At 50.6% G+C, this 13,460-nt stretch carries 8 protein-coding genes; 7 read left to right on the forward strand and 1 reads right to left on the reverse strand.

The genetic code is table 11. The annotated features are described in order from the left end of the window. Positions 1-167: 167 nt before the first annotated feature. The 7 genes from GX135_02650 (at position 168) to GX135_02680 (ending at position 13,176) form a co-directional block, all read left to right on the forward strand. Positions 168-3,683, forward strand: a complete 3,516-nt coding sequence (locus GX135_02650; protein ID NLN84990.1) for a T9SS type A sorting domain-containing protein — start codon at positions 168-170, stop codon at positions 3,681-3,683. Continuing rightward, positions 3,680-4,393 carry an NAD-dependent deacylase gene (locus tag GX135_02655; protein ID NLN84991.1) on the forward strand — a complete coding sequence of 238 codons (714 nt, stop codon included), beginning with the start codon at positions 3,680-3,682 and terminating at the stop codon, positions 4,391-4,393. Before GX135_02650 ends, GX135_02655 begins: the two co-directional genes overlap by 4 nt. A gap of 303 nt (positions 4,394-4,696) precedes the next feature. Beyond that, positions 4,697-6,721: a urocanate hydratase gene (locus GX135_02660; protein ID NLN84992.1), complete on the forward strand. Its 2,025-nt coding sequence runs from the start codon at positions 4,697-4,699 to the stop codon at positions 6,719-6,721. A gap of 4 nt (positions 6,722-6,725) precedes the next feature. After that, positions 6,726-8,093, forward strand: coding sequence for a UTP--glucose-1-phosphate uridylyltransferase (locus GX135_02665; GenBank protein ID NLN84993.1), 1,368 nt, complete (start codon positions 6,726-6,728; stop codon positions 8,091-8,093). 77 nt (positions 8,094-8,170) lie between these two features. Next, complete coding sequence (locus GX135_02670) at positions 8,171-8,683, forward strand: dihydrofolate reductase (GenBank protein ID NLN84994.1); 513 nt, start codon at positions 8,171-8,173, stop codon at positions 8,681-8,683. A gap of 234 nt (positions 8,684-8,917) precedes the next feature. Beyond that, positions 8,918-10,090, forward strand: a complete 1,173-nt coding sequence (locus GX135_02675; protein ID NLN84995.1) for an efflux RND transporter periplasmic adaptor subunit — start codon at positions 8,918-8,920, stop codon at positions 10,088-10,090. Then, entirely contained in the window at positions 10,087-13,176 is a 3,090-nt protein-coding gene (locus tag GX135_02680; protein ID NLN84996.1) for an efflux RND transporter permease subunit, read from the forward strand. Before GX135_02675 ends, GX135_02680 begins: the two co-directional genes overlap by 4 nt. Positions 13,177-13,251: 75 nt before the next feature. Here GX135_02680 and GX135_02685 read toward each other — a convergent pair. Then, positions 13,252-13,460 (reverse strand): UDP-glucose 6-dehydrogenase (locus GX135_02685; GenBank protein ID NLN84997.1); only part of this gene is annotated, 209 nt, incomplete at its 5' end.

Below are 13,460 nucleotides of genomic sequence, written 5' to 3' on the forward strand. Positions count from 1 at the left end.
TCCCTGCAAAACATCTGAAAAAACAGGTGTGGAAAAGAATTCCCGCCTTTGGAATGTGGTTTGCATAATAATGAATAAAAACGCGATAAGGTCTTTGCCAAATGAAACATTTTTTAACCGTCATCTCCCTGCTCATCTGTTTTGCCGCCTTGGCAGCCGATGTAAATATTTCATACACAATGTCTCAACCTTCGCTGAAGGTTTCGGAAGAATACACATTTGTGAAACTGGATGGCGCCCAGAGTTGGGGCGAGTCCGGAGAACCCGAACTGCCCTGGTTTGGAACCAAAATCCTGCTGAATCCCGGTGAGGAAGCTTTCGACATTGAGGTCAGGCTCAGCCAGCCCCAGGTTTTTTCGCTGGAGCGACCCATCGCGCCGATTCAGCCCCAGTATCCGCTTTCCTGCCAGATTCAGCATCCGCGCACCCTGCCGAATCCTGACATCTACGAAAGTGCCGATATTTGGCCTGAAATCGCCCACAACGGGGTCAATACCCATTTCCTGAGCGGGCATCCCATAAACTTTTCCGCTGTTTGCCCCTTCCAATATGATGCCCAAAACTCTGAACTGACTTTTTTCCGTCAGATTGATGTGACCGTGCGCACCGCTCAAGGTTCCAGAGCCAGCGCGGCTTTGAGCCTTCTGAAACAGGATGCCTACATTCGCAGTCAGTTGGAAAGCTCTGTGGACAACCGCGTCGATATTCCAAAATATTCCTCCCGCGAAAACGGCTTTGAATATCTCATCATTCACGATGAATCAAAATTCGACCAATGGCAGCCCATTAAAGAGTTTCACAACCAGCGTGGGATGAATGTCATGATGAAATCCGTCCAGGAAATCCAGAGCGGCTTCACCGGCCAAGACCTTCAGGAAAAAATCCGCAATTGCATCATCGATGTTTATGAAAGCAACCCCCTGCGCCACGTGCTTTTAGCTGGCGATACAGACGTGATTCCCCACCGCGGATTTTATGTAAATATGGGCAGCGGAGCAGAATATGTGGACTACGATATCCCCGCCGACATGTATTATAGCTGCCTGGATGGAAACTGGAACTCAAATGGAAACGATCTTTGGGGCGAACCTGCCGAAGCGGATTTGGTTCCCGAGCTTTCCATTGGACGTTTTTGCTATAACAACGATGCCGAAATCGAAAACTTCATCCATAAAACCATCAGCTATATGACTCAACCTGTGGTCGCGGATGCAAAAACCTCACTTTTCGTGGGAGAATGGCTTTGGGATGGTCCCACCTGGGGTGGGGATTACATGGATGAAATGATTGGTGGAAGCTCCATGAACGGCTACACAACTGTTGGAGTGCCAACAGATTGGAACATCAGCACCCTCTACGACAGAACCTACGGTCAGGCTGATTCCTGGACCGGAAGCCAGATTCGCCCTCTGCTGAGCCAGGGCCCCAACCTTGTGAACCACTTGGGACACTCGTTCACGAACTATTGCATGCGTCTGAATAACCAGGCTGTCACCGCAAGCAACATCACCAATAACGGCATCAATCAAAACTATTCAATCTATTTCACGCAAGGCTGCTATGCCGGCTCTTTTGATAACCGCGAAACCAACGCTGGTCAATATACTTCGGATTGCATCACGGAAAAATTCACCAGCATTTCCACCTCCGCGGTGGCCATGATTTCTCATTCCCGCTACGGTTGGGGTATGCAAGGTTCCACTGATGGAGCCTCTCAAAAAATCCACCGTCAGTATATTGATGCCATTTTTGGCGAAGATTTGCGAGAGCTGGGTTTTGTTTTGGCAGACAGCAAGGTGGACAATATACCCTTCATGTCCAACTCACCCGTGATGTATTGGGTTGTTTATGAAACAAATCTTTTTGGAGACCCTGCTCTGATGGTTTGGGGTGACACGCCTCAGGAAATGAGCGTTCAGCTTCCTTCCTACTGGGCTGTTGGTTTGAACAATTACCAAATCCTCACCAACGCGCCCGGCGCCACTCTCAGATTGAAAAACGGTGATGAACTGCTTTGGGAATCCGAAGCGGACTACACCGGCATGGTAAATATCTCGCTGATTCAATCCCTCACGCCTGGTGACTATCAAATCAGCATTATCGCGAACGACTTTTTTGCCTTCAACGAAACCATCAACGTGATTGCCACCGACCAACCCTACGTGGTTGCCTCCAGCGTGGATTATCTTGATGATGACGGTCTTTACCACACCGGCGAACTCATCGACCTCACCGTTACCATCCAAAACGTGGGTCTGATTGACCAGATTAACCCTGGAACCCTTCGCCTGGAAAGCAACTCACCCAATATCAGCGTCTTGAACAGCAGCTGCGGATTCGACCCCCTGAACGCCTCTGAAACCCAGACCATCGAAGGTTTTTTCAAAATCCGCATCAGCGGAGAATATCCCGATAAACATATAGCCAGCATGAATTTTGTGACCACCTTCGATTCCCACGAAGCTGTCACACCTATAACCTTGATGTTGAACGCCCCAAAAATCAAACTGGACGCCTATGAATTTGTCGGTTCCAACCTCATGATTATGCCCGGAGACAATCCCAGCCTGAATCTCATTGTCAGCAACAGCGGCAGCGGTCATGCCTTCTCCCCCATGCTCATCATGTTTTCAGACAACCCGCTCATCAGCCTTTCAGCTTTCGATGTCGGCTTGGATCCCATTTATTCCGATGATTTCATTTTCTGTGAAAGCGTCATAGACATTGGGGTTTCCGAAGATATGCCCATCGGAAGCTCTGCAAACGTTGGCTATCTCATCACTGCCGAAAACGGAAATATCCTGGAAGGCGTGTTCACAATCTACGTTGGCAACCAAAAATATAGCTTTGAAAATGAGCAGCATGGGTGGATAAGCTATCCACCGCTGGCAAATTTCTCCGATCAATGGCATCGTGATGACCATCGCAACTTCACCCCCAACGGCTCATGGTCCATGAAATTTGGTGGAGCCGGATCGACAGATTATGCCGGTTCTGCTCATGGCGCTCTGGAAAGCCCGGTGATTCCGCTGGGTCTGAATGGACGTTTGTTTTTCCATCACTGGATGGATGCGGAAGTCCACACAAACTCCACCCACGCCTGGGATGGAGGCTTGGTTGAACTCAGCATTGATGATGGTCCCTGGGTGCAAATTGAGCCTGTGGGCGGCTATCCGCGCAGGATTTACAACAACCCCGCATCGCCTTTTGCCGCAGATACTTATGTCTATTCCGGCTCCTTCGGATGGACTCAGGCAGAATTCGACCTTTCACAATACACTGGAAACGCGCGTGTGCGCTTCGTTTTCGGTTCCGATGCTTATGTCACCGGCGAAGGTTGGTATATCGATGACGTTTACATTGAAAGCGAATTCATTGTTGCCGCTGATGATCCTGTCCAGACCCTTCGTTTCGAGCTTTTTGGAAACTATCCCAATCCATTTAATCCAAGCACAACCATACGCTTTGACCTACCCCGTCCTGCCGCTGTGAGTCTCGATGTTTTCAACCTCCGTGGCCAAAAAATCCGCAGCCTTGTGGATTCTGAACTCCCGGCGGGAACACACACCGCGGTTTGGAACGGTCAAGACGATCAGGGACGCCCAGTTTCCAGCGGGGTTTACCTCTATCGTCTGAGCGATTCCAAGAGCGAAACAACCAGGAAAATGATGTTAATGAAATGATAAAAATCAATGAAAATACGAAATTGGTGGTTCTCACGGGAGCCGGCATCAGTGCTGAATCCGGGCTGAAAACCTTCCGCGACAGCGATGGACTTTGGGAAAATTATCCCGTCACCGATGTCGCAACTCCTGAGGCCTATCAACGTAATCCCGCAATGGTTTGGCGGTTCTACAAAGAACGCTGGAAACAAGCCCGACAGGCTCACCCCAATCCCGGTCACGAAGCTTTGGCTCGCCTGGAAACCTGGCTTGGACAAAATTTCAGCCTCATCACCCAAAACGTGGATGGACTCCACACCCGGGCTGGAAACTCCCGCGTTATTGAAATGCACGGCAGCCTGGAAAACGCGCTTTGCCTGAGCTGCAATTCCCGCTCTCCGATGGATTCCATCAACCTCGATCCAGATATCCCAGCCTGCCCAAAATGCGGCGCCAGCCTGCGCCCAGACATTGTTTGGTTTGGTGAAATGCCCTATCGCATGCAGGAAATTGACGCCCTTTTGCAAGCCTGCGATGTTTTTATGGTGGTCGGAACCAGCGGAGTGGTTTATCCCGCCGCGGGATTTGTGATGACCGCTTCCTATCTGGGAGCAAAAACCCTCGCTGTGAATCTCGAAGCTGGCGAAATGCCTCATTTTGTGGATGAATTCCATCAAGGAAAAGCGGGTGAAGTGCTTCCCCGCATTGTTGAAAACTGGATGGAAGCATAGCTTTTAACGTTGCTCATAAAATCTCTCGACCCGGGAATCCGTTCCCGGGTTTTTCTTTTCAACCCAAAGGCTGCATTATTTCCCCAGCATTTATCATGAACTCTCTCAATCGTTTAAAAATTGGGTAATTAGAAACAAGCCTTGCCCCTGCCCCACATTTGCCTTGACAAAAACCGCCTCTTTGGCAAGTTTAATTAATCTGCAGTTTTGGCAGTGCCAGCTGGGAAAATTGCATTTGCATCCGGCTCTTTAAATATCCATCCTTCAAGAGATTGAGCAAGCCAAAACAGCCAGTAAGAATTTATCCTAACGAGGTATGATATGGCTAAGCCTTTTGAAGTTAAACTCGACGCGGTCCTGCCGCCAGATCCGGTTTTTGACCCACAATACCGCCGCGCGCCCAATCGTGGCCTGACGCTCAGCGAATCCGAAATTGCTCAGGCACTGAAAAACGCCCTGCGCTATATTCCAGCCGAGCATCATGAAAAAATGGCGCCGGAATTTTTGGAAGAACTGATGACCCGCGGGCGTATTTATGGATATAGATACCGCCCCGCTGGCAAAATCTGGGGACGCCCCATTGATGAATACAAGGGCAGCGTTTCAGGTCGCGCCATGCAGGTAATGATTGACAACAACCTCGATTTCGACATCGCCCTATATCCCTACGAATTGGTCACTTATGGTGAAACCGGACAGGTTTGTCAAAACTGGATGCAATATCAGCTCATCAAAAAATATCTGGAACTGATGACCGATGAGCAGACACTGGTGGTGCAATCCGGACATCCTCTGGGTCTTTTTCCCTCCCGCAAAGAAGCGCCGCGCGTGATTTCCACAAACGGTTTGGTGATTGGAAAATGGGACAATCCCGAAGAATTCATGCGTTTGACCGCTTTGGGCGTCGCGAATTATGGTCAAATGACCGCTGGAGGCTGGATGTATATTGGCCCCCAGGGCATCGTTCACGGAACTTTCATCACCCTTTTGAACGCGGGTCGCAAATATCTTGGCATTCCCGCTGACAAAGACTTGGCTGGAGTGCTTTTCATCTCATCCGGACTGGGCGGAATGAGCGGCGCGCAATCCAAAGCGGTGGAAATTGCCGGTGGCATCGGAGTTATCGCGGAAGTGGATTACAGCCGCATCGAAACCAGACACCAGCAAGGCTGGGTGGGACGCGTTTCCAAGGATCCCCAGGAAATTTTCAACTGGGTGGATGAATACCGCGCCAAAGGTGAAGCGCTTTCCATTGCCTACCACGGCAACATCGTTGACCTGTTGGAATATGTGGACACCCACGACATCAAGGTGGAACTGCTTTCCGACCAAACCTCCTGCCACGCGGTCTATGAAGGCGGATACACTCCCGCCGGATACGATTTTGAAGCCGGAAGAGCGCTTTTGGCAAATGACCCGCTCAAATTCCGGGAAGCCGTCGATGCCAGTCTCATCCGTCATTTTAATGTAATCCAGAGGCTTGACGCGAAGGGAACCAGGTTTTGGGATTATGGAAACAGCTTCATGGCTTCGGTTTTCGATGCCGGCGCCAAGGAAATCGCCCGCAACGGCATCAACACCAGCGAAGGCTTCATTTTCCCCTCCTACGTGGAAGACATCATGGGTCCGCTTTGCTTTGACCGGGGTTACGGCCCCTTCCGCTGGGTTTGCCTCAGTGGCAGGGAAAGCGACCTGAAAATCACAGACCAGACGGCAAGGGATTTGATTGACCCCAGCCGAAACTCGATGGACAGAGACAACCACCATTGGATTAGCGAAGCCCACGAAAATAAATTGGTGGTCGGAACCAAGGCGCGCATTCTTTATGCCGATGAAGAAGGCAGGGTACGCATCGCTTTGAGGTTCAACCAGCTTGTGCGCGAAGGCAAAATTGGCCCCGTGATGTTGGGACGCGATCATCACGACACCTCCGGAACAGATTCCCCATTCCGCGAAACTGCCAACATCCGAGACGGCAGCAACGTTATGGCAGATATGGCGACCCACTGTTTTGCGGGAAACGTTGCCCGTGGCATGAGTTTGGTGGTGCTTTCCAACGGCGGCGGAGTTGGAATTGGACGCAGCATAAATGGTGGAAACGGCATTGTTTTGGACGGCAGCGAATATATGGACAAGGTAGTGGCTTCCGCGCTTTCCTGGGACGTGATAGGTGGAGTGGGCAGACGCAACTGGGCTTGCAATCCCAACGCCATCGAAACCGTTAAAACATGGAACGACAAACACGGCGCTGCAGGCCACATAACCGTTCCCAGCGAAGTGGACACAGAACTTTTACAAAACACTCTTTCCAAACACAAGCGAGGATGAGACGATGTCGAGTCTTTTCACCAAACAAATGAAGGCCGCGGGCTTGCCTGAGACGGTAATCCGAACATTTGCAACCTATTACGAGCAACTGAAAGATGGAAAACTGGGGCTGATTCCCAAAACCCAAATCGAACCCCCTTCAGCCCAGAATGTGATTGCCCATTCCGCGCTTTCCGAATACCGGCGCCAATCCATTTTGAAACACATTGCGGTTATCAAATTGAATGGTGGATTGGGAACCAGCATGGGTTTGAGCGGCCCCAAAAGTCTGCTTCCCGTGAAGGGAAACATGAACTTTTTGGATGTCATCACCAGGCAGGTGCTTTCCCTTCGCGCCAGCACTGGATATGAGGTTTTGCTGCTTTTGATGAACAGTTACAGCACCGAAGCCGAAACGCTGGAATATCTGGAAAAATATCCGGATCTCAAACGCCAGAAGCTGCCTGTATCCTTTTTGCAACACAAGTTTCCCCGCATTCGCCAGGACAACCTCAAACCTTACGAAAATGAGGATGAAGACAAGATGTGGAATCCGCCCGGCCATGGTGATATCTATGCCGCGCTGAGCGCCTCCGGTGTTTTGGAGCAAATGATTGCCGAGGGCTACCGCTATGCCTTCGTTTCCAATTCAGACAACCTGGGCGCCACAGTGGACACCAGCATCCCCGCCTATATGGAAGAACACGAAATCCACTTTTTGATGGAAGTTTGCACCCGCACCGAAGCAGACAAAAAAGGCGGCCACCTCTGTCAGGACAAACACGGCCAGCTCATGCTGCGTGAGATAGCTCAATGTCCGCCTGAGGAACTGGATGAATTTCAGGATATCGAACGCTATAACTATTTCAACACCAACAATTTATGGATTGACCTCAAGGCGCTGGAATGGAACCTCATCACCGGCGAAGGCATCATGCCACTTCCTTTGATTGTAAATCCAAAAACCGTGGACAACACTCCGATTTACCAACTGGAAACGGCTATGGGAGCGGCGATTGGAGTGTTCAATGGCGCCAAGGCTCTCCTGGTTCCGCGGTCCCGCTTCGCGCCGGTGAAGAAAAACAATGACCTCTTGGCAATCTGGAGCGACCTGTATGAACTCAACGACCAATACCAAGTCGTTCTGCGCCGCGGAGTGGAAAACATCCCGCCCATCGAACTTGACCAGCGCTATTATGGCAATATCGACCAGCTTTTGGAACGCTTCAAGGAAGGTGTGCCCTCGCTGACCGGCTGCAAGAGTTTGAAAGTCACTGGTGATATAAGTTTTGGCGAAGACGTGATTTGCGAGGGTGATGTCAGTCTTGTCGCCCAGACACCGGTTTTTGTGAAAAGCAAGCTGCTTTCCGGTGAAATTGTGTTCAGACCCTAAAAGCACATTGAGCAGAGTTTAAACAGCCTTGCGATGAATTAAAGCCACTCGCCAGAAAACGATTGGAGGTCGAGAAAATGAAAAACACCCAACTTTCCATCATTGTGGCGGTTGACCGCAATATGCTCATCGGCAAAAATGGAACCCTGCCTTGGCATATTCCAGAGGATCTGCGCTATTTCAAGCAAAAAACCATGGGTCATCCCATCCTGATGGGTAAAAACACCTGGCTGGGTTTGCAGGGCCCTCTGCCGGGGCGCTTGAACCTTGTCCTCACCCGGGATAAAGATTTCCAAGCCCAGGGCGCCACAGTTTGCCACAGTGTGGAGGATTGCCTCTGCCATTGCGATGAAGGAGAATGTTTCATCACTGGCGGCGCGCAGGTTTTCCGGCTTTTTTTGCCTCTGATTTCCAAAATATACCTCACTCGCATTGAAGCTGAATTTGAGGGTGACGCCTATTTTCCTGAGTTCAATCTCGAGGAATGGGAGCTTATAAAAAGCAAGGAATTACTCTCCAAAACCGGATACAAGCTCACTTTCAATGAATATATCAGGAAGGCACCTGCCCTCCCCACTCTTGACTCCTGAAGCAGATTAACCTGGCATCTTCCCCTCATCATCCTGATTCTTTTTCGGGTTGATCAGGAGGCATGTTGGAGGCACATTCGAGCCAGAGTCAAGAGTGAAGCTGGAGCGATAACCTAATCCACATAATGTCTGGAGGCAGACTTCGATTTTTTCCTTGACCGGGAACTGACCTTGCAATTCTGTGCCGACATCTTGTAAGTGTGTGTGGATCAAATGATTTGATGGTGTGTGAAAATGAAAAAGAAAATTTTGATAGCGATTCCAATTGCGCTTTTGGTAATCCTTTTTGCCTGGCGCATTTTTGGTGGAACATCTAAAAAGAAGGAAATGGGACGCGGCGGACCACAGGCTGTTCCTGTGGAAACGGCAAATGTGGAAATCATGGATTTGGATGATTCCGCAATTTTCAGCGGAAATCTGAAAGCTGCCGGCAGTTTCATTCTTTCACCCAAAGTAGCGGGACAATTGGCACAACTATTTGTGGATATTGGAGATACCGTTTCCCGGGGACAGGTGGTTGCCCAGCTTGAAGACAGTCTTTTCCGCTTGGAATTCGACAAGGCCAAAGCCAATCTGGCACAAGCCGCCAGCTCACTTTCAGAAGCTCAAAAGGCATTGGAACACAGCCGCCAGCTTTTGGCAAAGCACTATATTTCGCAGGATGAATTTGACCGCGTCAGTGCCAGCCTGACGTCTGAACAGGCGAAATACAACGCCTCTCTCGCCGCGAAAAATGCCGCTGAAATCCAGCTTTCCCACACTCGCATCCGGGCGGATTGGAGCGGCGGACCCTCGCAAAGGGTGATTGGAGAAAGGTTTGCCGAACCGGGACAATTATTGAGCTCCGGCAGTCCCTTGGTTTCGGTTTTGGACATCAGTTCCCTCAAGGTCGAAATCGATGTGATTGAAAGCGATTATACCCGTCTCAGAGTGGGACAGGTCGCAACCTTGAATGCGGATTCCTGGCCGGGTGAGCAATTTAAAGCCCGCGTGAGCCGCATCGCGCCAATGCTTCAGGAAGATTCACGTCAGGCGAGAATTGAGCTCAGCGTGGAAAATCCTGGTCTGAAACTCAAGCCTGGCATGTTTGCCCGTGCTACAATCACTTTTCAAACCAAAGAAAATGTGAGAGCCGTACCCAATGCGGCGATTTGTAAACATCGGGGACAGGAAGGAGTTTTTGTGGTGGATAAAGCCGCTTCCACCGTCACTTTTGTTCCGATTGAGAAAGGCATCCAAACTGCCAGCCATGTGGAAATCGTCTCCCCTGAATTGGAAGGTGAGGTTGTGACTTTGGGACAAGACCAACTTGATGACGGCAGCCAAATCAGCCTGGGTCAAAATGAAGACGAGCCAGGCAGAAAGCCTGGTGGCAGGCAAGGACAAAACCCCGGCGGCAAGAAATGAAGATTGCCCAAACTTCAGTAAACGCACCGGTGACCACCATTATGGTGTCGCTGATTGTGATAATCCTGGGTGGGATAGCTTTGAGCAGGCTTCCCATCGACGCCATGCCGGATGTGACCTCCCCCACTTTGAGCATTTCCACCAGCTATTCCAAAGCCAGTCCGCTGGTGATGGAAGAGCTTATCACCAGACCCATCGAAGAGGCTGTGAGCGCTGTGGCAGGAGTTCAGGAAATTTCGTCCCGCTCATCGGAAGGTTCCAGCAGCGTACAGGTTTATTTTGCCTGGGGTACGGATTTGGATGCCGCTTCCAACGATATCCGCGACCGCCTGGATCGCATTATTGGCCGCCTTCCCGAAGGTGCCACCCGGCCTTCTTTGCGTAAATTTGACCTCGCTGCCATGCCTGTGGTGATGATGGGCGTGGTGAGCGACTTGGAGCCTGTGAGCCTGAGAAGCCTGATTGATAATGAAATCGCCTATCGGCTGGAACGAGTTAACGGCGTTGCCAGCGTGAACGTTTGGGGCGGTCAAACCCGCGAGATTTCCATCAACGTTGATCCCCAAAAAATCAGCGCGTTGGGGCTTTCCATGGATCAAATCATCACCCGCATCAAAGCCGCAAATATCAACAAGCCCACAGGCACGAATTATAGAGGCAACTATCAAATTACGGTGAGGGTTCCCGGTGTTTTTGAAAATTTGGACGAGCTTGAGCAAACTGTTATTGGGCAACGCGGTTCAAGCGTTATCGCTCTGGGAGATATTGCCACCATCGAAGACGGCACCTCAAAACTGAACAGCGTGGTTCGCATCAATGGTGAACCTGGCATCCAGATTTCGGTGAGCAAACAATCAGGAACAAACACGGTGCGCGTTGCCAAAGGTGTGTTGAAAGAGGTTGAAAACATCAATCGCAGCATTTCCCAAGTGAAAGTGGTGCCTTTGGTTGACCAATCCATCTATATCAACAGCGCCATCAACAACGTTACCAGCAGTGTGATTATCGGTGGTATTTTGGCGATTCTCATCCTACTTTTCTTTTTGCGAAACATCAAAAGCACTTTGGTGATTTCCACCGCCATTCCGATTTCAATCATGGCGACTTTTGGGCTGCTCTATTTTTCAGGATTCACACTTAACTTGATGACAATCGGGGCGTTAGCGCTTGGGGTGGGACAGCTTTTGGACAACTCCATCGTGGTTTTGGAAAATATCTTCCGTCATCGGGAACTGGGGAAAAAACCCAAGGAAGCCGCAATCCTGGGAGCCGGAGAAGTCACTTCGCCCATCATCGCCAGCACCTTGACTTCAGTGGTGGTGTTTTTACCGCTGATTTTCATGAAGGGCATGACAGGCTTGATGTATCGCCAACTGGGGTTTGTGGTGGTTTTCGCGCTGCTTTGTTCGCTGGTGACGGCGCTCACCATCGTGCCCATGCTTTCCAGCCGCATGTTGGAAGTGAGCAGCGAACCAAAAGGACGCAAAGACAGCCTGCGCTGCCGAATCTTTCATGCCACAGGACGCATTTTGAGCGGAATGGAGAATATCTACGCGAAAGCGCTTGCCTGGGTGATGAAAAAGCGCAGGACCACAATGCTAATCGCAGTGGGAACCTTGCTTGGGGCGGTTGTTTTGGCAATTTTCATCGGCTCGGAACTGATGCCTGAAGCAGACGAGGGCGAGCTCCGCGTGAATTTGGACATGGAAGCCGGAACGCGCCTGGAAGTGGTGGATGTCAAAATGAAAGAGCTGGAAAAGCGGCTCGAAGGCATCGATGAGATTGTGAACGTCATCACCCAAGCCGGCAGTGGAGGCTGGGCTTCAGGTTCGAACACAGGTTCCATGCGCTTGAGGCTGTCGGGGCGCTCAGAACGCAGCCGCAGCGACGAGGATATCGCCAACGAAATTCGCAAACGTTTTTCAGGAATCCCCGGAGCCAGAATCCGGGTTCGCACAGCTTCCAGCAGCCAAATGACGCGCTTTATGGGCGGCAGCAGCAGGCTTTCCATCCAGATTAGAGGACACGACCTCGATGAATCATATCGTATTGCCCACATCATTCAGAAATCCATTGAAGGAATCAGGGGTATCACAGATTCAAACCTGAGCCGCACAGCGGGGGCGCCGGAAGATTTGATTGTGATTGATCGCCGTAAAGCCGCGGATTTGGGCCTCAGCGTTCAACAGATTGCCCAGGTTTTGGAAACCGCACTTTCGGGTTCCAGTGCCGGAGAATTTGTTGAAGAAGGGCGCGAATATCCCATGACCTTGAGAGTGAAGGATGCAGACCAACTGCCGATTGAGCGTCTGCTTGATCTCAGTGTGGTAAATCCCGCCGGAGCGCCTGTGGTTCTCAGAAATGTGGTGAGAGTGGAAAGCAGCCAAAGCTCGACTGTAATCGAAAGGCTGAACCAGGAAAGAGTTATCGATATCAACGCCAATCACAGCGGACGAAACCTGAGCGCGGTGGTGAAAGACATCCAGGCTGAGCTGGATAAAATTCCGCTGCCACTGGGTTATAGTGTTGAGATTGCGGGAGATTACAAACAACAGCAGGAATCGTTCCGCGAACTGCTGATGGGCTTGATTCTGGCGATAATTTTAATCTACATGGTGATGGCAAGTCAGTTTGAATCCTTCAAACACCCGCTGGTGGTGATGTTCACGGTTCCTTTCGCTTTCATTGGCGTGGCTTTGATTCTGTTTTTAACCGGCACCACGTTCAATATTCAAAGCTATCTGGGCATCATCATGTTGGCAGGTATCGTGGTGAACAACTCCATCCTTTTGGTGGACACCGCAAACAAGCTGCGCCGCGAAGAGGGAATGGATTTGCGCGAAGCCGTTGAAACCGCGGGACGACGGAGACTAAGACCCATCTTGATGACTGCCATAACCACGGTTTTGGGATTGCTCCCGCTGGCTTTGGGGCTGGCTGAAGGTGGTGAAACGCAGGCTCCGCTGGGAAGAGCGGTGGTGGGTGGACTTTTGGTTTCCACTCTTGTTTCCCTGCTTCTAATCCCGGTGATATATTCCTTGTTCGAAGGCGGCAGGAGAAAGCTTTGGCCTTCAAAGAAGGCTTGAATCTGACTTTGTGAAAACGCGAGGCTCCTGGAAATCTTATCCATCAGCCTTGCGTTTTTTGATTGATTTTATCCGTTAAAGTGCGCGCCCAATAGAGTGATAGATGAAGCCGAGTTCCTTCATCTGGGCGGGCTCATATTGGTTTCTGCCGTCGAAGATGAGGGGCTGTTTAAGAGCTTTTTTCACCTTTTCGAAATCCGGATGGCGGAATTGAGGCCATTCCGTAATCAACAGCAGGGCATCAGCGCCGTTTAAGGCTTCATACTGGTCCCGGCTGTAGGAAA

The sequence above is a fragment of the Candidatus Cloacimonadota bacterium genome (genome assembly GCA_012522635.1).
Taxonomy (GTDB): domain Bacteria; phylum Cloacimonadota; class Cloacimonadia; order Cloacimonadales; family Cloacimonadaceae; genus Syntrophosphaera.

Coding starts and splice junctions, on each gene's coding strand:
- GX135_02655 (NLN84991.1), top strand. CDS start 3,680: ATGATAAAAATCAATGAAAATACGAAATTGGTGGTTCTCACGGGAGCC.
- GX135_02665 (NLN84993.1), top strand. CDS start 6,726: ATGTCGAGTCTTTTCACCAAACAAATGAAGGCCGCGGGCTTGCCTGAG.
- GX135_02670 (NLN84994.1), top strand. CDS start 8,171: ATGAAAAACACCCAACTTTCCATCATTGTGGCGGTTGACCGCAATATG.
- GX135_02675 (NLN84995.1), top strand. CDS start 8,918: ATGAAAAAGAAAATTTTGATAGCGATTCCAATTGCGCTTTTGGTAATC.
- GX135_02680 (NLN84996.1), top strand. CDS start 10,087: ATGAAGATTGCCCAAACTTCAGTAAACGCACCGGTGACCACCATTATG.